This is a genomic window from Ruegeria sp. CH8, assembly GCF_056536985.1.
In genome coordinates, this window is sequence record NZ_JBQFQR010000006.1 from 19,734 (window position 1) to 46,100 (window position 26,367).

Consider the following 26,367-nt stretch of genomic DNA (forward strand, 5'->3'; position numbering starts at 1 on the left):
AAATCAGCCCGCGCTGCAGCCCTGAATGTCGACGGCGTGGTTGGCACCCAATACCGTTATCCGGATCTCGGACCGGTCCAAAGCGAAAGGCCCGCCCGAGGCGCTGATCACCTCGGATGTTGCCACCAGAGTATCGCCCTGCCGCGTGGTTTCCGGCTGCGAGGCCCAAAGCGCCGGGTTCCCTGGCTCAATAACGGCAACCTCGCGCCCTCCGGCCGAGGGCATTTTTACGCGGGCTTCGATCTGCATCCCGTCTGAGGTCGGGGTCAGGTGGCAACTGGCGCCGGTCACGCGCGCCTCTTTCGCGGAATAGGGGCGTTGGGCCAGCGCAGCAGCGATGGCCGGGTTGCGGCCCGCGTCGGCGTTCAGCGTATGGTCGAAGTCCAACCGTTCGGGGATGCAGACGTCCTTGCAAACGCCCAGATCCATATCGCCACGAAGCCGCACGGGTTTGGCGGGATTCTTGGGCGTGATTTCAACCGGCAGCACCAATTGATCGGCATAGCCAATGGATTGCAGGCCGTTCTGCACAAATACTTCGGGCGCGGGCCAGGTGATGGTCACATCGCCCAAATTCTGCGATCCGCGCCAGTCAAACTGCGGTGGGATACCGGCATCGCCCGGCGCGCGCCAATAGGTCTTCCAGCCGTCCTTCAACGTCAACCGCAAGGCGCCCAGATAGGTGCCATTCGCAGTGCGCCCGCCATCCAGCACATCCAGTTGCACAACGCCGTCCACCACCTGCGCTTGCGCAGGAGCGGTCAGGGCGAAACAGGCGGTCAGGGCAAACGCACTCGACTTAAGATAACGCTTCATACCCCATAAATGCGCGGTCCGGCCCGGGATTCCAAGTCACGTTCCGGTCACCGGGATGAAATCTGGCGAAATGTGGCCTCATCCCTTGCCAATCCCCCTGCGCCGGGGCCATTGTTGAAGGGGGACAAAGCAAGAGATGTAAATCCATGGACCTGACCGGAAAACTGTTGATTGCGATGCCTGGCATGGGTGATCCGCGCTTCGATCATTCGGTGGTTTACATGTGCAGCCACGGCGAAGACGGGGCGATGGGGCTGATCATCAACAAACCCTCGGATTTGCGAATCAAAACCCTGCTTGAGCAACTGAATATTCCTTGCCGAATCCCGATTGTGGGTGAGCGTCTGGTACATTTCGGCGGTCCGGTCGAGATGTCGCGCGGTTTTGTCCTGCACAGCGCGGACTATGAGGCCAACCTGCATTCGATGCAGATTTCGGACGATTTCAGTATGACAGCGACTTTGGATGTGCTCGAGGATTTGGCCTCGGGGCGTGGGCCTTTGAATTCGACGCTGGCGCTGGGCTATTCCGGCTGGGGACCCGACCAGTTGGAGGATGAGATCGCCATGAATGGTTGGCTGACCACCGACGCGACTCAGAAACTGGTGTTCGACGTGCCCGATGACGAGAAATGGGGGGCCGCTCTGGCAACGCTGGGTGTTGACCCGCTGACCCTATCGGCCAGCGCTGGGCGCGCCTGATCAGCTGTCGCGCGGTGCCGCGGCGCGGCGCAGGCGGTCGTTGATGGCGGTACCCAGACCCTGATCCGGGATTGGTGACACTGCAATCGGGCGGCCCGTGGCGTTCAGCGTATGGAGAGCCGAGAATAAGTTGGCCGCAGCCTCGGTAAGGTCGCCGTTTTCCGACAGGTTCAGATCGCAATCGACCGGGCCAAAGCCCAGCAACACTTCATCCCCTTGCCGGTTCTCTGCATTCAGACGCACCGGCGCGTCCGGGGCGTAGTGCGACTGCAACTGGCCCGGCGCAGTCAGCAGATCTCCGGCCTGATGGATGTGCAGTTCTGTACCCAGCACGGATTCGACCTGTTCCAGCGCCACGCCGCCCGGGCGCAGCAGAGAGGGGTCTCCGGCCAATCCAACAATGGTGGACTCCAGCCCGACACCGCACGGGCTGTCATCCAGAATGGCCGCAATGCGCCCGTCCAGCCCGGCACGTACGTGATCGGCGGTTGTGGGGCTGATCTGACCCGAAGGATTGGCAGACGGGGCCGCGACCGGCCCGTCGAACGCCGCCAGCAACGTCCGCGCGGTGCCATGGGCGGGCACCCTCACTGCCAGCGTGTCCAGTCCTGCCGTGACCAGCGGGGAAATCCCGTGCCCGTCGCGCAGGGGCAGCACCATCGTCAGCGGGCCGGGCCAGAAAGCAGCAGCCAGAGCTTCGGCCCGATCGGACCATTCAACAAACCGCTGTGCTGCCTCGACCGAGGCCACATGCGCGATCAGTGGGTTGAAGCTGGGCCTCCCCTTGGCCGCATAGATGCTGGCCACTGCCTCACCATTGCGGGCATCGCCGCCCAGCCCATAGACGGTCTCGGTCGCAAAAGCGACCAGCAGTCCCTGCCGCAGCAAGTCCGCCGCCTGTGCGATTCCGCCGGGATCAGCGGATAAATCCAATGTGCCGTTAGGGATCATATCTGGTGACGCCGCGTTTTGATTGCTTGTACCATTTGGGTGGCTAGGTAATCGAATTGATCAAGGATGCATAAAGGTGGGCATTGCAATTTCCAACCCCACCCGCGAAAAACCATACAGTTAGCCCCGAGGGAACTCATGCCATACCGCGCGCCCATCTCCGACTATGAACTGTTGTTCCGCCACGTGGTCGGATTCGACCAGATAGCCGCGACTGAAAAGTTTTCGGAAGCCAGCGAGGATGTCGTCGGCGCGATCCTGACTGAGGCTGGCAAGATGTGCGAAGAGGTGATGGCCCCGCTTCAGCGCCCCGGTGATCTGGAACCGGCACGGCTGGAAAACGGTGTGCTGCGGACCTCGCCCGGCTATGTCGAAGGCTGGAAAGCGATTGCCGAAGGTGGTTGGATCGGGATGAGCGGTGATCCCGAATACGGCGGTATGGGACTGCCGATGGCCCTGACCACGGCGGTGAACGAGATGATGTCGGCCGCCTGCCTGTCGCTGCAACTGGCGCCGCTGATGACTCAGGGCCAGATTGAGGCGTTGGAGCATCACGCCAGCGACGAGCTAAAGACGCTGTACCTTCCCAAGATGATGTCGGGCGAATGGGCCGGCACCATGAACCTGACCGAGGCGCAGGCCGGATCGGATGTGGGGGCGTTGTCCTCGAAGGCCGAGGCCAATGGTGATGGTACCTATTCTGTGACGGGGCAGAAGATTTTCATTTCGTGGGGCGATAACGACTTTACCGAGAATGTCTGTCATCTGGTGCTGGCGCGTTTGCCCGACGGGGTGCCGGGGACCAAGGGGATTTCACTGTTTTTGGTGCCCAAGTATCTGCCCGACGACAACGGCAATCCCGGCGTGGCCAACGATCTGAAGGTCGTGTCGGTCGAACACAAGATGGGCCTGCACGGCTCACCGACCTGCGTAATGCAGTATGACGGTGCCAAAGGCTGGCTTGTGGGCAAGGAACATGGCGGTATGGCCGCGATGTTCACCATGATGAACAACGCTCGACTGGGTGTCGGCGGTCAGGGCGTTGGCGCTGCCGAAGGCGCCTATCAGCACGCACTGGCCTATGCGTTGGAGCGTAAGCAAGGCAAGACGCCCTCGGGCACTATCATTGACCACGCCGATGTACGCCGGATGCTGATGAGCATGCGCGCGGATACCTTTGCCGCGCGGGCGATCATGCTGGCCAACGCGGCCGCGATCGACATGGGCAACGCCACCGGTGATGCCGAATGGAGCGCACGGGCCGCGTTGCTGACCCCGATCTGCAAAGCCTTCGGCACCGAGACCGGGATGCGTGTGTCCGAGACTGGCGTTCAGGTCCACGGTGGCATGGGCTTTATCGAAGAAACCGGTGCGGCGCAGTTCTACCGCGATGTCCGGGTGACAGCGATTTACGAGGGTACCAATGGCATTCAGGCCATGGACCTTGTCGCGCGTAAGATGATGGACGGGGGCGAGGCGGCCTCGCGCTTGCTGGACGAGATCGAGGATCACGCCGAAGAGGCCCGCGCCACCATGCCCGATCTGGCTGGTCCCGTCTGGGAGGCCTCCGAAAGCATGCGCGAAACCACCGAATGGATCGTGGCGCAGTCCGACATGAACACCCGCTTTGCTGGTGCCGTGCCTTACCTGCACGCTTTTGCCCGCGTATTGGGCGCGCATTACCACCTTAAGGCCGCACTGGCAGACCCCAATGGTCCGCGTTTCAAACTGGCGCGGTATTACATCAACGCGCTGCTGCCGGAATATGCCGGTCTGCTGGTGCAGGCACAGAACGGGGCTGAGGATATTTATGCTCTCAGCGCCGAGGAACTGGCGGTCTAATGGACGGAGAAACTCCTTTGGCGATCCGATACCCCTGGCCCGAACCCCCGGTAGCGGGTGAGGCCGTCGAGGTCGCCGAGGGTGTGCTGTGGATGCGTCTGCCGCTGCCGATGGCGCTGGATCACGTCAACATCTATGCGTTGGATGAGGGCGATGGCTGGACGGTGATTGATACTGGTGTGTCGTCGAACAAAACCCGCCGCGTCTGGGAAACGCTTATGGCCGGACCACTCGGCGGCAAACCGGTGACCCGCGTGGTGGTCACGCATCACCACCCCGATCACGTCGGCAATGCCGGATGGTTCCAATCCGAGCATGGTGCCGAACTGATCACAACTCGCACCGCGTGGCTGTTTGCGCGGATGTTACAGCTGGACGTGCAGGAAACCTGTCCGCAGGAAACGCTGGACTATTACCGCAGTGCCGGGATGGACGCCGACTTTCTGGCCAAACGCATGACTGAACGCCCCTTCAATTTCTGCGACACAGTCTATCCGATGCCGCTGGGCTATACCCGCATCAAACAGGGCAGCGTGATCCGCATGGGCGGGCGTGACTGGGACGTGCATATGGGCAATGGCCACGCGCCCGAACACGCCACGTTCTGGAGCCGCGATGACAATCTGGTGATCACCGGTGACCAGATCCTCAGCTCGATCAGCCCCAATCTGGGGGTTTATGTCACCGAACCGATGGCCGACCCGGTGGCCGAATGGCTGGAGGCTTGCGAGCGGCTTCATGGCTTGGCGCATCCCGACCATCTGGCACTGGGTGGGCACAAGCTGCCCTTTACCGGCCTGCCGCTGCGGATGCGGCAGTTGATCGACAATCACCACGGCGCGCTGGATCGCCTGCAGGGCTATCTGGATACGCCGAAAACCGCCGCCGAGTGTTTCACTCCGCTGTTCAAACGTCAGATTGGCGAGGGCGAATATGGGCTTGCGCTGGTTGAGGCGGTTGCACATCTGAACCACCTTTACCACACTGGAACCGTGACCCGGACACGGCGCGCGGACGGGGCGTGGGAGTTTCAACGCAAAGGGTAAAGCCATGCAGGACCAGATCGAAACATCGGCCGAGGCGGCAGAAGCGGCGGCATTGCCCCGGTGTTACGAGTTCCACGCGAACCCCAACGCCGAGTCCGCTGCCAAGAATCTGCCCGAACCGCTGCAAAAAAACGTTCAGACCAAAAGCCCGGCGCAATGGGCCTATGAGCGGTTGATCCTTTATATCCAGAATTTCGAAAAGACGCTGACCGGCGATCAGGAGGTCGCCATGGGCTTTACCGGCGGCGATGCCGGGGTCATGCGGATCGAAGGCATGGGCTATTTTGATCCCGATATCATCACCTTCTACGGCTCTGACGCGACCGGGGGGCGAACCCAGCTGGTGCAGCATGTCAGTCAGTTGAACGTGATGCTGCGCGCCTTGCCCAAATCGGTCGAGGACAAGCCCGCCAACCGCATCGGCTTTCGGCTGGCAAAGGATCTGGAAGAAAGCTGACCGCCTGACTTGCAATTCACGTCTGCGCAGCCTTGAATGAGTGCACCATTCAAGGGAGTGCCGCGTGTCCGATTTCTCAGCCGTTACAAGCGCCTACAAAGGCGCGTGGGCGCGTCGTCGCGTCTTTGTGCCGATCTATATCGCAGTACGCCTGTTGCTGGTTGCCCTGATTGCGCCGGGCGTGGCGATTACCGTCAATCTGGCTGTGTCGTTGTCGAACCAGACCGCGCTGACGGATCAGGCTATCGCCGCCTTTATCCTGTCACCGGTGGGTTTTCTCGCGGCAATAGCCGTGCTCAGCTTGTTCCTGCTGGCAGAGGTGTTTGTGTTCTCGGTCATGGCCGGATCTCTGCGGATGGGCGAATCCAACCCGTGGCGCGCGGGCAGTTCTGCAATTGGGCTGATCGTCTCGCGTCTGCCTTCTCTGTTCGGCTTTGCAGTGCGCTTTGTCCTGCGTGTTCTGGTGCTTATTGTGCCCTTTGCGGCCGTCGCGGCTCTGATCGCATGGTGGACATTGACCGAGTACGACATCAACTACTACCTAACCTTCCACCCGCCGTCTTTCTGGATTGCGGTAGGGTTGATCGGCGCTGTTGTTCTGGTCATGGCCTGGGTGTTGATCCGTCGCTTGTCGGCCTGGGCACTGGGCCTGCATCTGGTTCTGTTCGAAGGGGTTCACCCCGCCCATGCCTTCAACATCAGCGCCACCCGGATGGAGGGCAAACGCGGGCGTCTCAAGATCGAATTGGCGATCTGGCTGATCCTGCGCGTCATCATAGCGGGCCTGATCGCCTGGGTGGCAGGGCTGCTTTTTGCCCTTGTGCCGTTGCAAGGCGCCAGTCACCTGCGGTTGGCGCTGATTTACAGTCTGTTGGTGGCAGGTGTCTGGTCTTTGGCTGGCCTCGTGCTGGCCGCAACGGCGCTGGGCGCGCTGGCGGTGCTGCTGGACGGGTTCTTCGAGATCAGGACCGAGGAACCGCCGCATCCTGAGCCCGGCAGTCTGCGTGTTCCGCTGTTCGCCGCTTTAGGTGCTGCGGCAGTAGCCGTTCTGATCGGGCTGTGGTTTGGGCAGCACTTGCTGGAACGCGTACAGGCTCCGGACCGGGCAGAGGTGATCGGCCACCGGGGTGCTGCGGCACTTCGGCCTGAAAACACCATGGCCTCGGTGCTGAAGGCGATCGAAGACGGGGCCGACTGGGTTGAAATCGATGTGCAGGAATCGGCGGATGACGTGGTCATCGTCGCCCATGACAGCGATTTTATGAAACTTGCTGGGGTGAACCTTAAGGTCTGGGATGCAACGATGGAGGACATCGCTCAGATCGATATCGGTAGTTGGTTCGGCCCCGAATATGGCGACGAACGCACGCCTACTCTGCGCGAGGTACTGGAGGCTGCAAAGGGTAAGTCCAAGGTCATCATCGAGCTGAAGTATTATGGCCATGACGTCGATCTGGAGAACCGTGTGGCGGCGATTGTCGAAGAGCTGGAGATGCAGGATGACATCGCCACTATGTCGCTGAAATACCCGGCGGTGCAAAAGATGAAGAAATTGCGCCCCGACTGGCGCGCCGGGGTTCTTGCCGCCACTGCCGTTGGTGATCTGACAGGGCTTGAGGGCGATTTCATCGCCGTCAACGCGGCGATGGCGACGCCGGGGCTGGTGCGCTCGGTCCATGATGCGGGCAAGGATATCTACGTCTGGACGGTTAACGACCCGCTTCAGATGTCAGCCATGGCCTCAATGGGGGTGGACGGGCTGATCACCGACCGCCCCGCGATGGCCAATGAAGTCCTTCGGGTGCGCGCCGAAATGGGCCCGGCCGAGCGGTTGCTGCTGTGGTTGGCGACCACCTTCGGCATGTCCGTCGATTCTGAGGCGATGCGCGATGAAAGCCCGTAATCTGAGCGTGGCCCTTCTGTTGACGGCTGTCCCCGCAGCGGCGCAAGATTTCATGCGCAATATCGAACTGCCTGCCCACCGCGCCTTGTTTGCACAGCGCGGGGACGCAGAGCCCATCCCATTCGAAACCGACGGGTGTTCCGGCGGGTTGTCGGCCAGTTGGCGTTTTGTGGCTGAAACCTTTCCCAAGTTCCGCGCACTTTATGAGGAACACCCCCCATGGGAATACTGTTGCGTGACCCATGACCGCGCCTATCACAATGCGGGCGGGGCCGCGCAGGCCGAGGACAGCTATGACGCACGCCTTTCAGCTGATGATACGCTGCGGACCTGTGTCAAACAGCACGGAGAGGACAATGCCGACACCTATGCCGAACGGTATGACATGACGCCCGACCAGATTCGCACGGCGCACTCTGTGACCGCTGAAGCGATGCACGCAGCGGTGCGGTTAGGCGGCGGGCCCTGTTCCGGCCTGCCCTGGCGCTGGGGGTTCGGGTTTCCGGGCTGTTCAGTATTCCTGCCTGCGCCCGAATGACGTGGTGACAGGCCTCGGATTTTCGATTATCCAACATCTTAAACACGCGAACTGGGAATCTCTGACCAATGGCTGAATACAAGCACGGCGAAATGGACATCACCGTCCAAGAAAAAACCTTCCACGGCTTCATCAAGGCCACCACATGGTGCGTGGTTGCCATCGTCTTCCTTTGCCTTTTCCTGGCGGTTTTCGCCGCTTAATCCTACTTTTTAATCCAAAGCGGGGCTCACCGTGATCAGGATTTTGCTTGCCTGCCTGTTGGCAGTGACCATCGCAGGCTGCACCGGCTCGCAGCGTCCACAGGCAGATCAGTCGGAAGTCGTGGCTCGATCTTACCGTGATCCCGGACCCTCGACGCTGACGTTGTACACTATGATCAACACCCGGACTGGTTCGGGTGCGCATACCTCGTTGATGATCAGCGGCAGTGAGCGGGTGATCTTTGACCCGGCGGGTTCGTTCCGGGCAGATGTCGTTCCGATCAAGGATGACGTGCTGTATGGCATCACTCCGAATGTGGAACGCGCCTATCGCAGCAGCCATGCGCGGGAAACGCACTTTGCCCGCATCCAAAAGATTGAGGTGTCGCCTCAGCAGGCCGAGGTTGCCCTGCAACTGGCCAAGCAGATAGGGCCGGTGTCCAGTGCGTACTGCGCCAACTCTACCTCTCGGCTGTTGCAGCAGGTTCCGGGGTTCGAACAGATCGGCACCACGTTCTATCCGGTCAAACTGTCCGAGCAATTCGGCGAGATACCGGGGGTTGTTACCACGGAATACCGTGAAAACGACGACGCCGATTTGCAAAAGGGTTTGGCGGCGAACAACGCCGTTCTGAACCAGCAGGAAGCGGCCTTACCCCAGTAAATACAGCAGCCCGTAGAGTGTTCCGGCACCAGAGAATATAGCCGCCAGCACGTTTTTTGTTAGAAGCCCAACCGCCAGAGCAACTGCGGCGGCAGCCATGCGCGGCGCGTCTGGCTGCCCTCCGGTCGCGGTTGGCCAGACCACCAGTGGCGCGATCAGCGCTGGCAGGATGGCCACGGCGGTATAGCGCAAGTGGCGTAGCAGCCAGGGCGGCATCGGGCGGTCTCCGACCATACCGATGAAGACAAAGCGCAGGGCATAGCTGCCGATGGCCAGACCGATAATGATCGTCCAGATCGTAACAGGATCGGGATGGGTCATGCGTTGGCCTTTCTGCGCTGGGCGATCAGTTCCGCCTGTGCGCCTGCAATCATTCCGGCACATCCGGCGATCAAAAGGCCCAGGTTGTACGGAATACCCACCGTCAGCAACGAAACGACAATGGCAACCAGTGCGGCCACCACATGGGGCAGGGTCCGCATCATCGGGCCAATCATCGCCAGAAAGGTGATCGGCAGGGCGAAGTCCAGCGCCCAGCTTTCAGGAATACGCGTTCCCAGAACCGCGCCCAGATAGGTGGCCAGAATCCAAAGCGGTGTAATCGGAGTGACCGAGCCCACGAAATAGGCCATGCGCTGGGGCACGGTCATCTTCGGCTCTTTCTCGAATTGCACGATCGAGCAGGCATAGGACTGATCGACCGTCAGATAGGCTGCGAAGGCTCTCTGCCATAACGGGGCGGCCCCCAGAAACGGCGTCAGCGAGGCAGAATACATCGCCATCCGCAGGTTCACCGCCAGAGCCGAGATCAGAATGATGGCTGTGGGCGTCTGGTCCTGCAGCAGTTGCAGTGCCGCGAACTGCGCAGCCCCCGCGAAAACAGTCGAGGTGAGCGTCATGGTCTGCACGATGTTCAACCCGGCCTCGGTGGCGAAAACGCCGAACAAGGTGCCAAACGGGATTGCGACAAAGATGAACGGAGACCCGTCGCGAAAACCCGTCCAATAGTATGACTTGGATGTGGTGTCTGCCATGGCTAAATCCTATGGTGTTGACCGCAGCACTAACGGTCTTGGGAAAGGGTTGCAATTGGCCACGGAATTGGATGTCTCGGACTACATCATCGCCCCCGACCCCGGCGCGGCCCGCCTGACCCGTGCAGTTGAAGGCGTGGACCAGAATGGCGAGGTCAGCCAGATTTCGGTGGTTGAGGAGCGCCCGCTGACAATTTTCCTCAACTCGCAGGAAATCGTGACGGCGATGACGATCGGCGATTACCCGAAATACCTGGCGCTGGGGTTCCTGCGCAATCAGGGCATGTTGCTGGATGATGATGAGATCACCCGTGTCGATTACGACGACGATCTGGAAACTGTCATCGTCCGCACGGCGCGGGAAACCTCATACGAGGACAAGCTCAAGAAAAAGACCCGCACCAGTGGCTGCGCGGTCGGCACGGTGTTCGGCGACATGATGGAGGGGCTCGAGGACGTGCGCCTGCCGCAGGTGCAGGTACGCACCTCATGGCTCTATGATCTTGCCGCCAAGATCAATCGTACCCCGTCTCTGTATCTGGAAGCCGGGGCGATTCACGGCACCGTCCTGTGCTGCGAAAACCGCCCGCTGGTCTATATGGAGGACGTGGGCCGCCACAACGCGGTCGACAAGATCGCGGGCTGGATGCTGTCCGAGGGTGAGGCAGCAGAGGACAAGATCCTCTACACCACCGGCCGTCTGACATCCGAGATGGTGATCAAGACGGCGATGATGGGCATCCCGGTACTGGCGTCCCGCTCGGGTTTCACGGCCTGGGGCGTCGAGATCGCGCGCGAGGTCGGCCTGACCCTGATCGGCCGCATGCGAGGGCAACGGTTCGTGTGCCTGTCCGGTGAGGACCGCCTGCTGCGCGACGTGGACCCGGCAACTGTGGCGGTTGAGGACAAGAAGCACAGAAGAAAAAGTTCCAAAGCCTGATCTTCGCCGTTGCGGGGTCGATCTCAAAAAGGTCTGCGAATTCTGATGGATGTATTCTAGTGTAGAACGCATAGACGTTAAGTTTGAGACAACAGTCGCCTGAGAGTGGGATGGAGCTGATTAACCTCATTGCGCCGGTCTTTGCGGTGATCCTTACCGGATACGTGTTCTCGTGGACGAAACTCCTGAGCGAAGACACATCCAACGCGCTTGTCCAATTTGCGGTCTATGTCCTGATCCCCGCAATAATGTTTTACCTGATTGGACAAGAGAAGTTTGAAAACCTTCTGAACTATGGCTTTTACCTCTCTTACGGCGTAACACTGTTGCTTCTATTTGCCGTTCTGTTCGTTTGCCTGAAAACCGTGCTGAAGTTTCAGGTCGGCTCGGCAACAGTAGCGGCCTTCGCGGCCGTCGCGTCAAATACAGCACTGGTTGCTTTGCCTGTCCTCCACGCGATTTTCGGCTCTAAGGGGGCGTTGCCTGCGGTGCTCGCCAATCTCGTCGTCGCTATTCTGCTCTTGGTGATGACCACCGTTCTCGAAAGCTCGGCAGGACAAAAAGCAAATTCCAGGACTCCGATTTATAGAATCCTCCTGAACGTCCTCAAAAATCCGATTATCGCGGCAACCCTGTTGGGTGTTGCCTATTCCTTTACCGGTATTGGGTTTTCAGATGCAGTTTCGGACTATCTTGAACTGCTCAGCCAAGCACTGGCTGCCGTAGCGCTGTTTGCGATTGGGTTTACGACCAGCGTACGAACAATTGTTCAGACTGGGCCGATGATACTGTCGTTGACACTCGTGAAATTGATGATTGCGCCCGGACTAGTGTTACTCGCGGCCCATATCATCGGGCTTGATCCTCTTTGGACAATTGCCGCGACTATTTCTTCTGCCGTTCCCACTGCCAAGAACGTATTTCTTCTGGCCAAGCACTACGATCAGGAACCTCAACTTGCGGCTCATATCGTGTCGGCGACGTCTTTCCTGTCCGTCGGCACGTTGATCATGTGGCTGTTTGTCCTGCACCATCTGTACCCAACCGCATTTCAATTGAATTGAGTTCGATCTAAAAAGTTGCGAATGACTGATCACCCAGTTGCAGGATATCAGGTTTGGCTATGTGTAACCCCTTCGGTGTGATCCTTGCAGGCGGTCTCGCCACTCGTATGGGCGGGGGCGACAAGGGCCTGTTGCAGATCGGCGGGCAGAGCCTGCTGTCCCATGTCATCGACCGGCTGACACCGCAGGTCGATGGCCTTGCGCTAAACGCCAATGGTGACCCCAAGCGGTTCGCTGATCTGAACCTGCCCATTCTGCCTGACACGATCGAAGGGTTTGCTGGCCCTCTGGCCGGGGTGCTGGCGGGGCTCGACTGGGCGGCAGAGCAGGGGGCGGACTGTATCGTTACCGCCGCCGCCGACACGCCGTTTTTCCCGCGCGATCTGGTGGCGCGCCTGACGCAGGCCGCTGAGGGGCAGGCGCATCCGCTTGTGCTGGCGACCACGCCGCGCACCGGGGATGAAATGCTGAAATCCGGCGGCGGAAAACGCATCAACCGGCACCCGACCTTTGGCCTCTGGCCCGTAGCGCTGCGCGACGATCTGCGCGATGCGCTGAACGATGGGCTGCGCAAGGTTGTGCGGTGGACCGACAAACATGACGGGCGCGAGGCCCTGTTTCCGGTCGAGCCGTTTGATCCCTTCTTCAACGTCAACACGCCTGACGATCTGGCGCGGGCGCAAAAGCTGTTGGAGCAGGCATGAGGGTCTACGGCGTCACCGGCTGGAAAAACGCGGGCAAAACCGGGCTGATGGAGCGGTTGGTGGCCGAGATCACCGGGCGCGGTTTCACCGTTTCGACGGTCAAACACGCCCATCACAGCGTTGATGTCGATCAGCCGGGGACCGACAGTTATCGCCATCGCATTGCGGGCGCGTCCGAGGTGCTGCTGGCCTCGGGTCAGCGTGTCGCACTCATGCAGGAACTGCGCGGTGCGCCCGAGCCGTCTCTGGCTGATCTGTTGGCGCGCCTGTCGCCGGTTGATCTGGTGTTGATCGAGGGATTCAAGCGCGAAGCCCATCCCAAGGTCGAAGCGTTTCGGGCCGAAGCCGAAAACTTATTGATGGCGCCCGAGAATACAACCATCCGCGCCGTGGCCAGCGATACGCAGCTGTCCGTGGATTGCCCTGTCTTCGATCTGGATGACACCGCTGCCATTGCGGATTTCATCCTGCAGGAGGTCGGACTATGACCAAGCCAAACATCGCTCCACCGCCCCTGCGCAACGATTGTTTTGCACTGCCCGCCGGGGTGAACTGGACGCCGGTGGATGACGCGCTGGCTTTGCTGCGCCAGCGGTTGACGGTGGTAAAGGGTGCCGAAACCCTGCGGTTGGAACAGACGACGGGGCGCATTCTGGCCGAGGACGTGATCGCCAAACGCTCCAACCCGCCGCTGCCGAATACGGCGGTGGATGGCTATGGGTTTGCCGGTGCTGCGCCCGAGGGTCCGCAGGTGATGCCCCTACATCCGGGGCGGGCGGCAGCCGGCATTCCTTTCGACGGCACTGTACCCGACGGCCATGCGCTGCGCGTGCTAACCGGTGCAGCCCTGCCTGCGGGCGTGGATACGGTCATTCTTGAGGAAGACGTCACCGTTCAGGATGATCACATCGCCTTTCACGGCCCCCTTAAACAAGGCGCCAACACACGCCGCGCCGGTGAAGACGTGGCCGAGGGCGATCCGGTTCTTCCCGCCGGACGCAGGTTGACACCCGCCGATCTGGCCTTGTTGTCCGCGACGGGCCTTGCCGAAGTGCCTGTTCGCCAGACGCTGCGCGTGGCCGTTTTGTCCACCGGGGACGAATTGGTTGAACCCGGAGAGCCCGCCGGTCCGGGCCAGATCTTCGACGCCAACCGCCCGATGCTGCTGTCGCTGATCGCCCGTATGGGGTTTCAGCGGGTGGATATGGGGCGTGTTGAAGACGACCGGGACGCCCTGCGCGCCCGCCTGAACCGGGCGGCAGAACAGGCGGATGTGATCCTGACCAGCGGCGGCGCGTCAGCAGGGGACGAAGATCACGTCTCGGCCCTGTTGCGGCAGGCGGGCGCAATGCAGGAATGGCGGATTGCGCTGAAACCCGGGCGGCCCTTGGCGTTGGGAATGTGGGACGGAGCGCCGGTCTTTGGCCTGCCGGGCAACCCGGTGGCGGCCATGGTCTGCACGCTGATCTTTGCCCGCCCAGCCTTGGGTCTGATGGCGGGTGAGGGCTGGCAGGACCCGCAAGGCTTTGATCTGCCCGCCACGTTCGAGAAACGCAAGAAACCGGGCCGCCGCGAATACCTGCGCGCCCGCGTCCGCGATGGCCGGGCCGAGGTGTTCGCATCGGAAGGGTCGGGCCGGATCAGCGGGCTCAGCTGGGCCGAGGGGCTGGTCGAGATCGAGGATGGTGCGCGCCATATCAAACCGGGCGATATGGTCCGGTTTATTCCCTACGGCAGCTTTGGGTTGTGACCGTCAGGATCGAACAGGGGTTTTCCGAGGCGGAACGGCCAAAGGCCGCAGCCCTGTTCTGGCAGGCTTTTGCGGCCAAGCTGCACAAGGTTATGGGGCCTGACAAAAAGGGTTTGGCCTTCATTCAACACGCCATAAACCCCAAATTTGCCTTGGTCGCACGTGATAGTTCAAACCAGATGCTGGGGCTGGCGGGTTTCAAGACAAAGGACGGCGGGTTGGTCGAGGGCAGCCTGTCCGATATGGCGAAGGTCTATGGCTGGTTTGGTGGCACATGGCGCGGTCTGGTGCTGAGCGTTCTCGAGCGGGATCTGCAGCCTGGCGTGTTCCAGATGGACGGTATCTTTGTCGCGGCAGAGGCACGCGGGCAGGGTGTCGGAACCGCGCTGCTTTCCGCGATCAAGGATGAGGCCCGAAAATCGGGTATGTCAGAGGTGCAGTTGGACGTGATTGATACAAACCCACGCGCACAGGCCCTGTACGAACGCGAGGGTTTCAAAGTCCTCAGCAAGGAAGAGACCGGACCGTTTCAGTATCTGTTCGGATTCAGCAGCGCCACCCGCATGAGCTGGGCTGTTACCGGGCCTTAATCAAAGGTCCCGGCCACGCGGCCCAGCAGCATGAAGGCTCGCGCCGTGCGGGTTTCGCCGAGGGCGGTCAGGTCGGCATCGCTGGCCTCGGGCTCGAAGGCCACGATCATGTGGTCGAAACGGCGCAGGAAATGATGCGCTGCATCGCGAAAGATCGGGTCCTGTTTCATCCGTGCCGCCGTCAGAGCCAGCGAGGACCGGTCGCGGATGCCGCCCAATGCCGCCACCGAACGCCCCCGCGCGCCTTGCGCGAACTGCCGCCAAACCTCTGGCCGGGCCATGTCGGGGCGTAGGTCATCCATATAGATGCCTTCCTGACTGAGCAGGGTCAGCACATCCTGCGAGGCTTGTACCAACTGCGCGGTCTTGCGGTCCTTGAGTGCCACACGCAGGGCATTGAACCCTTCGGTGTCGTCTTGCGTTTCGGGGAAATTCAACGCGCGGATGAAGATATCAGTGCTAAGCGGCGGTGCAATGTCTTCGGCCTGTGTGCCCAACTCCAGCGTTGTCTGATCGCCGGTGCCGTTTGGTGCCGCCGTGCGTGCAGGTTCTGTGCGTTTGGTCGAAAAAGTCGCCAGCGCGCTTTCGGTCTTTTTGGCGGCTTCGGCGATTTCATCCAGCTTTTTGCTGACAGTCGGTTCGTACGTGCTGGCCGCGCGCTGTTGCTGAATGACATAGGCCTGCCGGATCGCGTCGATCGCGGTCTGCAGACGTTCGCTTTCCTCGCGCATCACCCGGCTGGCGCGCATCGCAGTCGCGGCAACCCATAACATTGCCACCGGCATGAACACCGCCAGCAGAGTCACTACGAATCCACTGCCCTGCACCTTGCCGGGCAGCACCAGAAACACCACGGACACCACCAGCCAGATCACGCTGAGGACGATGGCCGCAATTTCGATCTCGGTCACTGCCGGACGCGAGGGCTTGTCGTAGATGCCCAGCGAGGTCGGTCGCTCGGGTTCCTGCTCAGGCGTGGGCTCGGACATGGGGACGCTCCGGTCAGGCGTACTCGATACTCAGCACTTCGTAAGATCGCACGCCACCGGGGGTGCGCACTTCGACACTGTCGCCTTCGTCCTTACCGATCAGGGCGCGGGCGATGGGCGATTTAATGTTTAGCAGGCCGTTTTCGATGTTGGCTTCATACTCACCCACGATCTTCCAGGTCTTTTCTTCGTCGGTGTCCTCATCGACCAGAGTGACCTTTGCGCCGAACTTAATCGCGCCCGACAGCTTGGCAGGGTCGATCACATCGGCCAGCGACAGGATGCCTTCCAGCTCTTTGATGCGGCCTTCAATGAAGCCCTGTTTTTCGCGCGCCGAATGGTATTCGGCGTTTTCCTTCAGGTCGCCGAGTTCGCGCGCTGTGGCGATGGCCTCGATGATCGCCGGGCGCTCAACGGATTTCAGGTTTTTCAGCTCTGCCTCGAGCGCGGCATTGCCCGCAGGCGTCATGGGAATCTTTTCCATACTCTTGTCGTCCACGCATAAATTGATGCGCCCCGCCGCATGGAACCAGCGTCGGGGCGATTTGATGGGTTAGCAAATACCTGACCTAAATGAGGCGTGAATTGCAAGAGGTCATGGCCCCACAACGGGCGGATTACGGCCTAAGCATAGCTAATCACCTCGAATTCGATGCCATTGTCATCGTCGAAGTAGAACCGTTTGCCCGGTTCGTAATCGGCATGGGATTTCGGGGTGAAACCTGCGTCGATCACTTTCTGCTCGGTGGCGTCGATGTCTTCGACCAGCACGCCCACATGGTTCAGGCCTCCAACGATGTCATAGCTGCTTTCGCCTGAGGGTTTTGGATCGCTGGGTGCATAAAGCGCCAGGTAGGTATGTGTGCTGCCCACGTGTACCGTGTACCCGCCCGCAATGGCCGGGCCTTCCCAGCGGGTTTTCCAGCCAAACACCTTGTGCATCCACGCGGCCGAGGCCTGCGGGTCGCGGACGGTGAAGTTGGTGTGTTCAAGCGTCGCCATCATGGGATCTCCTTTGTGAATTTAGGCTTGTCCCGACTCACCGTAATTTCTAAACCTAACTTTAGGTCAAGAAATTCTTTTGAGGTCAAAATGGCGGTTTCCGAAGGGCTGGCGATTGGTGCCTTGGCGCAGCGTACCGGGTTGGCGGTTTCGGCCATCCGGTATTACGAGGCGCAGGGACTGATCGCGCCCTGGCGCAATGCAGGCGGGCAGCGGCGCTATCAGCGTGCCGATATCCGGCGGCTGAGCTTTGTCATGATCGCCCAGCAATTCGGCCTGACCCTGCCCGAGATTCGCGAGGTGCTGTCGGGCCTGCCCGGAAATCGCACGCCGACACCGAAGGATTGGCAAAAGATCAGCGTCGGTCTGCGGTCTCATCTGGATCAGCGAATCGATACCCTGATGCGGCTGCGCGACAATCTGGACGGCTGCATTGGGTGCGGTTGCCTGAGCCTGCCGAAATGCGCCCTTTACAACCCCGACGACCGCGCCAAATCCCATGGTAGCGGTCCCAGATACCTGATGGGGGACGCCCCAGAGGCATAACTGCCGCATTGCAGCAATGTTACGCCGTGTTTTGATTGACCAAGGTCTTTCAGACCATGTAATCAGCCGTGAAACAATATTGCGCAGACCACGCAGTGAAAGCGCCAATTCGGAAAAGTTAGCTAAGGAGCCCGCGATGGCCGAGATTGAACGCGAAGCGATGGAATACGATGTGGTGATCGTGGGTGCAGGCCCCGCGGGCCTGTCGGCGGCCATCCGTCTGAAACAGCTGGATGCCGACCTGAATGTTGTCGTTCTTGAAAAGGGTTCCGAAGTGGGCGCACATATCCTGTCGGGTGCGGTTCTGGACCCCTGTGGTCTGGACGCGCTGATCCCGGATTGGAAGGAAAAAGGCGCGCCGCTGAACGTGCCGGTGCACGAAGACAACTTCTACATGCTGGGTGAGGCGGGCAAGATCCGTATCCCCAACTTCCCGATGCCGCCGCTGATGAACAACCACGGCAATTACATCGTCTCGATGGGCAATGTCTGCCGTTGGATGGCCGAACAAGCCGAAGAGCTGGGCGTTGAAATCTTCCCGGGCATGGCGTGCTCGGAACTGGTTTATGGCGAAAACGGCGAAGTCAAAGGCGTGGTTGCCGGTGTCTTCGGTCTGGAACCCGATGGGTCCTACGGTCCGGGCACTGAGCCGGGGATGGAACTGCACGGCAAATACGTCTTCCTGTCGGAAGGTGTCCGTGGCTCGTTGTCTAAGGAAGTCATCGCGAAATACGACCTGTCTGCCGGCAAAGAGCCGCAGAAATACGGCGTCGGCATGAAAGAGATCTGGGAGATCGACCCGGCCAAACACAAGGAAGGCTCGGTTACGCACACCATGGGTTGGCCACTGGGCAGCAACGCAGGCGGCGGGTCGTTCATCTATCACCTGGAAAACAATCAGGTCTATGTCGGCTTCGTGGTTCACCTGAACTACAAAAACCCGCACCTGTATCCGTACATGGAGTTCCAGCGCTTTAAGCATCACCCGATGGTGGCTGAACTGCTGAAAGGCGGCAAGCGCGTGGCCTACGGCGCCCGTGCGATCACCGAGGGCGGCTATCAGTCGATGCCGAAATTGGTGGCTCCGGGTGTGGCGCTGCTGGGCTGTTCGGCCGGTATGGTCAACGTGCCGCGCATCAAGGGCAACCACAACGCAATGCTGTCCGGTAAGGCCGCAGCCGAGGCTGCGTTCGACGCGATCAAAGCCGACCGTTCGGGTGATGAGTTGACCGCCTATGAGGTTGACGTGCGTGAGGGCCCGATCGGCGCAGACCTGAAAAAAGTGCGTAACGTCAAACCAATCTGGTCGAAATGGGGTCTGACCGCATCGCTGATGCTGGGTGGTCTGGACATGTGGACCAACACGCTGGGCTTCTCGTTGTTTGGCACGGTTGGTCACGGTAAGAACGACGCGCAGTCGACCGAAGAGGCAAGCAAGCACAAGCCCATCGACTATCCCAAGCCCGATGGCACGCTGTCCTTCGACCGTCTGACCAACGTTTCGTTTGCGATGACCAACCATGAGGAAAGCCAGCCCTGCCATCTTAAACTGACCGACCCCGAGATTCCCGTGAAGGTCAATCTGCCCAAGTTTGACGAACCGGCGCAGCGCTATTGCCCGGCGGGTGTGTACGAGATGGTCGAGGATGAAGAAGGTCCGCGATTCGTGATCAACTTCCAGAACTGCGTCCACTGCAAAACCTGTGATATCAAGGACCCCAGCCAGAACATCACCTGGACCACGCCGCAGGGCGGGGATGGCCCGAACTATCCAAACATGTAAGCGAAAAAACGGGCACTGGCAGGGTCGTGAAGGCTCTGCCATTGCCTCTTGCCAACCAAAGCCCTAGCTTGATGCGCAGACAAGAATAGCAAGGCAGGATTTTGGTGGCTTCTCTGGTTCGTCGCGCAGCGCTGGCTGTGCTGTTCACCTCATCTTTTGTACTTCCGGTTCATGCGGATAACGGGTCCGGTGCTTATCTGGCCGGTCGTCAGGCGATCTACGCGAACGACTATACCGCAGCCGAGAAGTACTTTGCTCAGGCCCTGAAGGCCGATCCCGAAAATGCAGGATTGCTAGAGAGCGTTGTTGTCGCCCGCTTGTCCTTGGGCGACGTGCAGCGCACATTGCCGGTAGCACAGGCTATCGCGGATATGGGGCTGCCCAGCCAAGCGGCCCGGATGGTAATCACCGCCAATCTGGGGGCCGAGGGCAAGCTGGACGACCTGTTGGCGCTGGATCACGAAACACAGGGCGTGGGGCCTCTGGTCGACGGGCTGATGATGGGCTGGGCCTATATCGGTCAAGGTGCCATGACTCGTGCCATGGAGCAATTTGACGAGGTTTCCACGCAAGACGGGTTGCGGGACTTTGCGCTGTACCACAAGGCGCTGGCGCTTGCCTCGGTAGGCGATTTCGAAGGGGCCGAAGAGGTATTCAAGGCGCATGAAGGCGCGGTCGCCCGCTTTTCGCGTCGCGCAGCCTTAGCCCGGGCCGAAGTCCTTTCGCAACTGGATCGCCATGAAGAGGCGTTGCAGTTTCTGGCAGAGGTCTTTGCCGCCGGTAGCGATCCGTCCATCGAAGGCTATGTCGAGCGTCTGAGCGCCAATGAAACATTGCCGTTCACGCATGCGCAATCGGCTCAGGACGGTATGGCCGAAGTTTTCTTTTCCGTCGGTGCCGCACTCAGTAACGAGGCGGCGCAGAACTACGTCCTGCTTTATGCCCGTATTGCCACGTTCCTGCGCCCCGATCATGTGGACGCGATTCTGCTGAGCGCCGAGTTGCTGGATGATCTGGAGCAATATGATCTGGCGGTGGCCGCCTATCGCGAAGTGCCGACCAACAGCAGCGATTACCACGCTGCTGAACTGGGCCGGGCAGAGGTGCTCAGCCGCTGGGGCAAGAAAGATGCTGCAGCCGAAGTGCTGCAAACGCTCGCCAGCCAAAGCCCGAACCTGCCCAGCGTACATGTGGCGCTGGCCGATCTGCAGCGTCAGCAAGAGGACTACGCTGCGGCTGTTGGTTCTTATGACAGGGCCATTGACCTAACCGAGGGCAGCGCGGGCGGCAACTGGTTCCTGCACTATGCCCGCGGCATCTCGCATGAACGGCTGAAGAATTGGGATCAGGCCGAGGCCGATTTCCGCCGCGCATTGGAATTGAACCCGGATCAGCCGCAGGTGCTCAACTATCTGGGCTATTCGCTGGTCGAACGGCGCGAGAAACTGGACGAAGCGCTGGACATGATCGAACGCGCCGTCGCGGCGCGGCCCGACAGTGGCTATATCGTCGACAGTCTGGGCTGGGTTCTGTTCCGTCTGGGCCGATATGATGAAGCGGTCGATCATATGGAACGCGCAGTCGAACTGATGCCGGTCGATCCGGTAGTAAACGACCATCTGGGTGACGTTTACTGGGCTGTGGGCCGTGGGCGCGAAGCTGAATTCCAGTGGAGCCGCGCCCTGTCCTTCATCGATCCTACAGACACGGATGGCGAGGCTGACCCCGAACGCATCCGCCGCAAGCTGGAAATCGGGCTGGATGCGGTTCTGGCCGAAGAAGGGGCCGAACCGTTGAAGGTCGCCAATGGCAATTAAGGCCTTCGCGCCCGCCAAGATCAACCTGACTTTGCATGTGACCGGCCAGCGGCCGGACGGCTACCATCTGTTGGATTCTCTGGTGGTGTTCGCCGATGTTGGCGACACGCTGGAGTTCACTCCCGGTCCTGCATTGTCGATGGCGGTTACTGGTGAACACGCCGCAGGCGTGCCCACGGACAATCGCAATCTGGTCTGGAAGGCCGCCGAGGCTGTGGGCTGGACCGGACACATCGACCTGAACAAGGTGCTGCCGCATGGTGGCGGAATCGGTGGCGGGTCCTCGGACGCTGCGGCGACTTTGCGGATGGTTGCTGATCAGGGAGAGGCCGTCTCGTCGGATGCCGCGCTGTCTCTGGGTGCGGATGTTCCGGTGTGCATGTTGGCGTCCGGCGCGCGGATGCGGGGTATCGGCGAACAGTTGGACCCGATCACCTTGCCCCCCTTGCCCGCGCTACTGGTCAATCCCGGCGTCGAAGTGCCCACAGGCACGGTGTTCTCGGCTTTGGCCAGCCGTGACAACCCGCCCATGCCGGGCGTAATACCAGCCTTCAACACGCCCGAGGATTGTGCCGCGTGGTTGCAGGATCAGCGCAATGATCTTGAGCTGCCCACCACAGGGCTGGCCTCGGATGTGGCCCGTGTGCTTGAGGAACTGGCAGACACCAAAAACGCCCTTCTGGCCCGGATGTCGGGGTCAGGCTCGACCTGTTTCGCGTTGTATCCAACGATGAAAGACGCGCATTTCGCGGCGTATGAGATCGGCGCGGCCCATCCCGATTGGTGGTGCCGCGCGACGCAGCTTAGTTAAGGCGCGAGACCACGTAATCGGCCAGATCGCGCAGCAGGCTGCGGATCTCGTGATCGGGCAGGGCGTCCAGCGAGCCCTTGGCCTTGACGGCCCATCCGAACGCATCCGCGCGGGTGGCGTCCAGAGTGCCGTATTTGCCCATCAGGCTCAGCGCGTGGTCCAGATCGCCGTCCTCCTGACGGCCCCGTCCAATCGTACGTTCCCAAAAGGCGTGTTCTTCTGGGGTTGCCTGCGCCACGGCTTTGATCACTGGCAGAGTCAGCTTGCGCTCGCGGAAATCGTCGCCGACATTCTTGCCAGTGGCTTTGCTATCGCCCTGATAATCAAGAAGATCATCGGCGATCTGGAAGGCGATACCCAGCGCATCACCATAGTCGTAAAGCGCCTTAACCTGCTCTTCGGAGGCTCCGGCGATCACGCCTCCCACCTCGGTTGCGGCGGAAAACAGCGCGGCGGTCTTGCCGCGCACGACCTGCAGGTAAATCGCCTCATCCGTGCCCAGATCAGTGGCGGCCGTCATCTGCAGCACTTCGCCTTCGGCAATGGTGGCCGAGGCGTTGGCCAGAATGTCCAGAACCCGCAGCGATCCGGTCTCAACCATCAACTGGAAACTACGGGAGAACAGATAATCGCCGACCAGAACACTGGATTTGTTGTCCCACAACAGGTTTGCCGTGGGCCGCCCGCGCCGCTGGGCGCTTTCGTCCACCACGTCGTCATGCAGAAGGGTGGCGGTGTGGATAAATTCGACCGTTGCGGCCAGACGCACATGGTGGTCGCCCGGGTAACCGAACAGACGGGCTGCGGCCAGCGTCAGCATTGGACGCAGACGCTTGCCGCCGGCCTCAACCAGATGCGCGGTGACCTCGGGAATGCGCGGCGCGTGCTCAGAGGCCATGCGCGTGCGGATCAGCTCATTGACCGCGTCCATTTCACCGGCCAGAATTTCCGCCAGTCGCTCATGCGGTTTTGTGATCGTGTCGATATCCATCACACTCCTGATACAAGGCTCGACTTTCGGTCTACCTTGCCCTTACATCCTTCTCATGAAAGAACTTTTGCGCAGCACCGATCCAACGATCCTGGCCTTTGCTTCGGCCCTTCTTGAGGGAGAGGATATAGACTGCTTTCAGATGGACGTAAATATGAGCATCCTCGAAGGTGGTATCGGAATCTTCCCCCGCCGTCTGATGGTGCGGACCGACGACCTGACCCGGGCGGAACGCGTGATGCGCGACAATGATATCCCGCTGGGTCGATGAACCTGTTCCCCGATAGTGACCTGACTTGTAACGACTTTTTGAACGGACGGGTGCGCCTGTGGCAACCGCGTTCGGGCTATCGGGCGGGGGTGGACCCGGTGCTGCTGGCGGCGTCGGTCCCAGCGGCCAGTGGTCACACCGTGCTGGAACTGGGATGCGGGGCCGGTGCAGCGATCCTGTGCCTGTTGGCCCGAGTGCCGGGGCTGCAGGGGGTGGGTGCGGAACTGCAACCTGCCTATGCCGAACTGGCGCGTCGAAACGCAGCGGAAAACGAGGCGTCACTTGAGGTGATTGAAGCCGACCTGAATGCTCTGCCTGCCGACCTGAAGCAGCGGCAATTCGACCACGTGATTGCCAATCCGCCCTACTATCGGGCCGGGGCACATAGCCCGGCAACGGATAAAGGGCGCAGCGTGGCTTTGGGAGAAGAGACGCCTCTGGTAGATTGGTTCGACGTTGCTGCCAAACGCCTCGCGCCACGTGGCTATCTGCACATGATCCAAAAGGCCGACCGTTTGCCCGATATGCTGGCGGGCTGCGCCGGGCGTCTGGGCTCGGTCGAGGTGCTGCCGCTCGCCGCGCGCGCCGGTAGGGCTACTGAGTTGGTGATTTTACGAGCCAGAAAGGGTGGTCGGGCGGCATTTCGGCTGCACTTGCCACTGATTTTACACGCAGGTGATCGCCACGAAAAAGATGGCGAAAGCTATACGACTCAGGTCTCGGCCGTACTGCGCGACGGGGCCGCGATCTGCGGCAAATTCAACCAATAGGCAGTAACCAGCCGAATTTGTCGGATTTGTGACAGAATCTGTGCGTCTGCAGCGTGACAGGGTGGAAACGATGTGGTCAACTTCTTACGTGAAACTCAGACACCAACAGAGGAGTATCGCCATGAGCGTGAGCGCACACCTGACCGAACTGAAGAAAAAGCACGAATCTCTCGGTCTAGAAGTTGAACAAGCCCAACGCTCGCCTGGCATCGACGATCTCCATATTGCTCAGCTAAAAAAGCAGAAGCTTAGGCTTAAGGAAGAGATCGAGCGATTGTCGAACTAGCGTCTCATACTGGCCCGCGCAGCAATGGCCGCGCCGCCAGTGATTAAAACAGCCGCGATCGCCAGACCCCAGGATGGGGCGGCGATCCCGGCCACAACCAAAGCCAGAGTAGACAACAAGGGTGCCGCATAGGACGCCGTGCCCAGCATCTGAATGTCGCCCTGCTTGACCCCGATATCCCAGACATAAAACGCCAACCCGACCGGCCCCAACCCAAGTGCTGCGACCGAGGCCCAGCCGATGGCATTGTGGGGCCACACGGTGTCTTCGACCGCCAGATGCAGCAGGCCCGAGGCAATCGCTGCGGCAATGCAGAACACGGCGACTGAACTGGTCGGTGTATCCCCTAACCGGCGCGACAGGACTGAGTAACCCGACCATGTCAGGGCGCAGAGCAGCGCCAGCCCATAGCCCGGCAGGTGATCTGCCTGAAACCCCATGCTGCCGCCCCCGGCAATGATCACCGCCGCGCCGAAAAAGCCAAGGCAGGCGCCGATCGGGTGCTCGATGCGCAGGGTCTCTCCCGGCAGCAGTCCGGAAAACAGCACAATCAGCAGCGGCCAGAGATAGGCGATTAACCCGGCCTCGGCTGCCGGGGCCATGCGCAGGGCCGAGAAATACAGCGCGTGATAGCCAAATAACCCTGCGGTGCCAAACAGGTATGTCGTCCAGGGCACGGCGCGCAACTGGCGCAGCCCACCATTGGCCCCGGTCCAGATCAGGCCCAGCGTGCCTCCAATCGAAAAGCAGATGGTGTTCAGCAGCAAGGGCGGGGTTGGGGACGAGCCGACGGTAAACAAGGCCAGTAGGGACCACAGCAAAACGGCGATGAATCCGATGGCAGTTGCGCGTGTTCTGGTCATGGGGCAGGGATGTTTTCAACCGGGATGATCTGGAATTCGTCCGAGATATGCGCGGTTTTCTCGATCTCGGCAACGAACCAATCGCGAAAGGCTGCGATCTGGGGACGGTTTTCGGCGCCGGGCAGGCACAGAAAGCGGAACCGCCCCCGGGTTTCGATGGCGACCTTGAAGGGGGCGACCAATCGCGCTTCGGTCATGTCTTTCAGGATCATTGCGCGGCGGCCCAGCACCACCCCAACACCCGCAACGGCGGCATCAATCGCGTGATCGGCATTCGAGAACCGTGCGCCATGCTCGGGCGCGAAATCGATCCCCACAGCCCGGAACCAAGTGGGCCAGTCGCACCGCGGTCTTAGAAACGCAATCGAGTCGTCATGAATCAGAGGGGCGTCCTTCAGGCGTTCGACAGTCGGAAATTGTTCGGCCAGTTCCGGGGTCATCACCGGAGTTAGCCACTCTTTGCGGACGGGGACAGAATACAACTCTTCATCCGGGCCATAGCCAAAGCGGATAGCCACATCCACATCATCGCGTTCCAGATCCACGATCCGCAGGGTGGCTGAAAACTTAAGGTCAATCTCTGGGTGCGACCGGGCAAAATCATAAAGCCGCGGCGCCAGCCACTTGGCCGTCAGTGCAGGGCCCGCGGTCACCGTTAGGCTGGTGTCGTTGCCCTGCCGCCGGGTCGCCTGCCATGCTGCCTGCAGCGTCGCAAACCCCTCCGCCGCGCCGGGGGCGAGGGCACGTCCGGCCTCGGTCAGTTCCACCGCGCGGTTCAGGCGGTGAAACAGGGGGCGGCCCAGATGTTCCTCTAGCGATTTGATCTGAAAGGACAGCGCTGCGGGGGTAACGTGTAATTCGTCAGCTGCTTTGGCAAAGGACATGTGTCGTGCGGCGGCGTCAAAGGCACGCAGGGCGGTCAGAGAGGGAAGGGATGTGCTCATTGTATCAAGAAATTCTTAACTGAAACCCGTAGAAACCTCGTTTGTCAGCTTTGAATTTAGGGCGCATATATAGATCAAGTCAAACAGAGTT

At 60.5% G+C, this 26,367-nt stretch carries 31 protein-coding genes; 21 read left to right on the top strand and 10 right to left on the bottom strand.

The window, feature by feature from the left end; genetic code table 11:
* Positions 1-3: 3 nt before the first annotated feature.
* Entirely contained in the window at positions 4-816 is an 813-nt protein-coding gene (locus tag ACR0ER_RS08295) for a protein-disulfide reductase DsbD domain-containing protein (protein WP_480768511.1), read from the bottom strand.
* Between the two features lie 146 nt (positions 817-962).
* Here ACR0ER_RS08295 and ACR0ER_RS08300 point away from each other — a divergent pair, with 146 nt between their 5' ends.
* The gene (locus tag ACR0ER_RS08300; RefSeq protein WP_170333211.1) at positions 963-1,517 is read left to right on the top strand and encodes a YqgE/AlgH family protein; all 555 of its coding nucleotides are present in this window, start codon (positions 963-965) and stop codon (positions 1,515-1,517) included.
* Here the strand turns inward: ACR0ER_RS08300 and ACR0ER_RS08305 are convergent, their stop codons facing one another.
* Complete coding sequence (locus tag ACR0ER_RS08305; protein ID WP_480768512.1) at positions 1,518-2,468, bottom strand: L-threonylcarbamoyladenylate synthase; 951 nt, start codon at positions 2,466-2,468, stop codon at positions 1,518-1,520.
* A 138-nt stretch (positions 2,469-2,606) separates the two neighbouring features.
* Between ACR0ER_RS08305 and ACR0ER_RS08310 the strand changes: the two genes are divergently transcribed.
* The 7 genes from ACR0ER_RS08310 to ACR0ER_RS08340 all read left to right on the top strand — a co-directional run bounded on the left by ACR0ER_RS08310 (position 2,607) and on the right by ACR0ER_RS08340 (position 9,121).
* Positions 2,607-4,310, top strand: a complete 1,704-nt coding sequence (locus ACR0ER_RS08310; protein WP_480768513.1) for an acyl-CoA dehydrogenase family protein — start codon at positions 2,607-2,609, stop codon at positions 4,308-4,310.
* Positions 4,310-5,356, top strand: a complete 1,047-nt coding sequence (locus ACR0ER_RS08315) for an MBL fold metallo-hydrolase (protein ID WP_480768514.1) — start codon at positions 4,310-4,312, stop codon at positions 5,354-5,356. Before ACR0ER_RS08310 ends, ACR0ER_RS08315 begins: the two co-directional genes overlap by 1 nt.
* A 4-nt stretch (positions 5,357-5,360) precedes the next feature.
* Positions 5,361-5,813, top strand: a complete 453-nt coding sequence (locus ACR0ER_RS08320) for a DUF6173 family protein (RefSeq protein ID WP_480768515.1) — start codon at positions 5,361-5,363, stop codon at positions 5,811-5,813.
* Between the two features lie 64 nt (positions 5,814-5,877).
* Positions 5,878-7,716, top strand: coding sequence for a glycerophosphodiester phosphodiesterase family protein (locus ACR0ER_RS08325; RefSeq protein ID WP_480768516.1), 1,839 nt, complete (start codon positions 5,878-5,880; stop codon positions 7,714-7,716).
* Entirely contained in the window at positions 7,703-8,254 is a 552-nt protein-coding gene (locus ACR0ER_RS08330; protein WP_480768517.1) for a hypothetical protein, read from the top strand. Before ACR0ER_RS08325 ends, ACR0ER_RS08330 begins: the two co-directional genes overlap by 14 nt.
* A 68-nt stretch (positions 8,255-8,322) precedes the next feature.
* Positions 8,323-8,457, top strand: a complete 135-nt coding sequence (locus tag ACR0ER_RS08335; protein ID WP_170333225.1) for an aa3-type cytochrome c oxidase subunit IV — start codon at positions 8,323-8,325, stop codon at positions 8,455-8,457.
* A gap of 31 nt (positions 8,458-8,488) precedes the next feature.
* Positions 8,489-9,121 (top strand): hypothetical protein, encoded by a 633-nt coding sequence (locus ACR0ER_RS08340; RefSeq protein WP_480768518.1) that lies wholly within the window; start codon positions 8,489-8,491, stop codon positions 9,119-9,121.
* Here ACR0ER_RS08340 and ACR0ER_RS08345 read toward each other — a convergent pair.
* On the bottom strand, positions 9,110-9,442 hold the full coding sequence (locus ACR0ER_RS08345) for an AzlD domain-containing protein (RefSeq protein ID WP_480768519.1): 333 nt from the start codon (positions 9,440-9,442) through the stop codon (positions 9,110-9,112). The two genes, ACR0ER_RS08340 and ACR0ER_RS08345, sit on opposite strands and share 12 nt — an antisense overlap.
* Positions 9,439-10,155, bottom strand: coding sequence for an AzlC family ABC transporter permease (locus tag ACR0ER_RS08350; protein ID WP_480768520.1), 717 nt, complete (start codon positions 10,153-10,155; stop codon positions 9,439-9,441). Before ACR0ER_RS08350 ends, ACR0ER_RS08345 begins: the two co-directional genes overlap by 4 nt.
* Positions 10,156-10,204: 49 nt before the next feature.
* Here ACR0ER_RS08350 and ACR0ER_RS08355 point away from each other — a divergent pair, with 49 nt between their 5' ends.
* The 6 genes from ACR0ER_RS08355 (at position 10,205) to ACR0ER_RS08380 (ending at position 15,203) form a co-directional block, all read left to right on the top strand.
* Positions 10,205-11,095 carry a formate dehydrogenase accessory sulfurtransferase FdhD gene (locus ACR0ER_RS08355; RefSeq protein WP_480768705.1) on the top strand — a complete coding sequence of 297 codons (891 nt, stop codon included), beginning with the start codon at positions 10,205-10,207 and terminating at the stop codon, positions 11,093-11,095.
* A gap of 110 nt (positions 11,096-11,205) precedes the next feature.
* A complete protein-coding gene (locus ACR0ER_RS08360) occupies positions 11,206-12,159 on the top strand; it encodes an AEC family transporter (protein ID WP_480768521.1) in 954 nt (317 codons plus the stop codon).
* A gap of 59 nt (positions 12,160-12,218) precedes the next feature.
* Positions 12,219-12,863 carry a molybdenum cofactor guanylyltransferase MobA gene (gene mobA / locus ACR0ER_RS08365; RefSeq protein WP_480768522.1) on the top strand — a complete coding sequence of 215 codons (645 nt, stop codon included), beginning with the start codon at positions 12,219-12,221 and terminating at the stop codon, positions 12,861-12,863.
* Positions 12,860-13,351: a molybdopterin-guanine dinucleotide biosynthesis protein B gene (mobB, locus tag ACR0ER_RS08370; RefSeq protein WP_480768523.1), complete on the top strand. Its 492-nt coding sequence runs from the start codon at positions 12,860-12,862 to the stop codon at positions 13,349-13,351. Before mobA ends, mobB begins: the two co-directional genes overlap by 4 nt.
* On the top strand, positions 13,348-14,613 hold the full coding sequence (locus tag ACR0ER_RS08375; protein ID WP_480768524.1) for a molybdopterin-binding protein: 1,266 nt from the start codon (positions 13,348-13,350) through the stop codon (positions 14,611-14,613). The genes mobB and ACR0ER_RS08375 overlap by 4 nt, the downstream gene beginning before the upstream one ends.
* A complete protein-coding gene (locus ACR0ER_RS08380; protein WP_480768525.1) occupies positions 14,610-15,203 on the top strand; it encodes a GNAT family N-acetyltransferase in 594 nt (197 codons plus the stop codon). Before ACR0ER_RS08375 ends, ACR0ER_RS08380 begins: the two co-directional genes overlap by 4 nt.
* Here the strand turns inward: ACR0ER_RS08380 and ACR0ER_RS08385 are convergent.
* The 3 genes from ACR0ER_RS08385 to ACR0ER_RS08395 all read right to left on the bottom strand — a co-directional run bounded on the left by ACR0ER_RS08385 (position 15,200) and on the right by ACR0ER_RS08395 (position 17,197).
* The gene (locus ACR0ER_RS08385; RefSeq protein WP_170333242.1) at positions 15,200-16,192 is read right to left on the bottom strand and encodes a hypothetical protein; all 993 of its coding nucleotides are present in this window, start codon (positions 16,190-16,192) and stop codon (positions 15,200-15,202) included. The two genes, ACR0ER_RS08380 and ACR0ER_RS08385, sit on opposite strands and share 4 nt — an antisense overlap.
* A gap of 13 nt (positions 16,193-16,205) precedes the next feature.
* Complete coding sequence (greA, locus tag ACR0ER_RS08390; RefSeq protein WP_170446282.1) at positions 16,206-16,676, bottom strand: transcription elongation factor GreA; 471 nt, start codon at positions 16,674-16,676, stop codon at positions 16,206-16,208.
* A gap of 140 nt (positions 16,677-16,816) precedes the next feature.
* A complete protein-coding gene (locus tag ACR0ER_RS08395) occupies positions 16,817-17,197 on the bottom strand; it encodes a VOC family protein (protein ID WP_170333247.1) in 381 nt (126 codons plus the stop codon).
* 87 nt (positions 17,198-17,284) lie between these two features.
* On the opposite strand from ACR0ER_RS08395, the gene soxR reads away from it, so the two are divergent.
* The 4 genes from soxR to ACR0ER_RS08415 all read left to right on the top strand — a co-directional run bounded on the left by soxR (position 17,285) and on the right by ACR0ER_RS08415 (position 22,151).
* Positions 17,285-17,740 (top strand): redox-sensitive transcriptional activator SoxR, encoded by a 456-nt coding sequence (gene soxR, locus ACR0ER_RS08400; RefSeq protein ID WP_170333250.1) that lies wholly within the window; start codon positions 17,285-17,287, stop codon positions 17,738-17,740.
* A 136-nt stretch (positions 17,741-17,876) separates the two neighbouring features.
* Positions 17,877-19,523: an electron transfer flavoprotein-ubiquinone oxidoreductase gene (locus ACR0ER_RS08405; protein ID WP_480768526.1), complete on the top strand. Its 1,647-nt coding sequence runs from the start codon at positions 17,877-17,879 to the stop codon at positions 19,521-19,523.
* Positions 19,524-19,627: 104 nt separating this feature from the next.
* Positions 19,628-21,340: a tetratricopeptide repeat protein gene (locus ACR0ER_RS08410; protein ID WP_480768527.1), complete on the top strand. Its 1,713-nt coding sequence runs from the start codon at positions 19,628-19,630 to the stop codon at positions 21,338-21,340.
* Complete coding sequence (locus ACR0ER_RS08415) at positions 21,330-22,151, top strand: 4-(cytidine 5'-diphospho)-2-C-methyl-D-erythritol kinase (RefSeq protein WP_480768528.1); 822 nt, start codon at positions 21,330-21,332, stop codon at positions 22,149-22,151. Before ACR0ER_RS08410 ends, ACR0ER_RS08415 begins: the two co-directional genes overlap by 11 nt.
* Here ACR0ER_RS08415 and ACR0ER_RS08420 read toward each other — a convergent pair.
* A complete protein-coding gene (locus tag ACR0ER_RS08420) occupies positions 22,144-23,142 on the bottom strand; it encodes a polyprenyl synthetase family protein (RefSeq protein ID WP_480768529.1) in 999 nt (332 codons plus the stop codon). The genes ACR0ER_RS08415 and ACR0ER_RS08420 overlap by 8 nt on opposite strands.
* Before the next feature lie 55 nt (positions 23,143-23,197).
* On the opposite strand from ACR0ER_RS08420, the gene ACR0ER_RS08425 reads away from it, so the two are divergent.
* The 3 genes from ACR0ER_RS08425 to ACR0ER_RS08435 all read left to right on the top strand — a co-directional run bounded on the left by ACR0ER_RS08425 (position 23,198) and on the right by ACR0ER_RS08435 (position 24,469).
* Complete coding sequence (locus ACR0ER_RS08425) at positions 23,198-23,413, top strand: putative signal transducing protein (protein ID WP_170333283.1); 216 nt, start codon at positions 23,198-23,200, stop codon at positions 23,411-23,413.
* Positions 23,410-24,183 carry a tRNA1(Val) (adenine(37)-N6)-methyltransferase gene (locus ACR0ER_RS08430; protein ID WP_480768530.1) on the top strand — a complete coding sequence of 258 codons (774 nt, stop codon included), beginning with the start codon at positions 23,410-23,412 and terminating at the stop codon, positions 24,181-24,183. Before ACR0ER_RS08425 ends, ACR0ER_RS08430 begins: the two co-directional genes overlap by 4 nt.
* Before the next feature lie 121 nt (positions 24,184-24,304).
* Positions 24,305-24,469 carry a YdcH family protein gene (locus tag ACR0ER_RS08435; protein WP_170327212.1) on the top strand — a complete coding sequence of 55 codons (165 nt, stop codon included), beginning with the start codon at positions 24,305-24,307 and terminating at the stop codon, positions 24,467-24,469.
* Here ACR0ER_RS08435 and yddG read toward each other — a convergent pair.
* Both yddG and ACR0ER_RS08445 read right to left on the bottom strand, forming a co-directional pair.
* A complete protein-coding gene (gene yddG / locus ACR0ER_RS08440; RefSeq protein WP_480768531.1) occupies positions 24,466-25,332 on the bottom strand; it encodes an aromatic amino acid exporter YddG in 867 nt (288 codons plus the stop codon). The genes ACR0ER_RS08435 and yddG overlap by 4 nt on opposite strands.
* Entirely contained in the window at positions 25,329-26,276 is a 948-nt protein-coding gene (locus tag ACR0ER_RS08445) for a transcriptional regulator GcvA (protein ID WP_480768532.1), read from the bottom strand. The genes yddG and ACR0ER_RS08445 overlap by 4 nt, the downstream gene beginning before the upstream one ends.
* Positions 26,277-26,367: the final 91 nt, after the last annotated feature.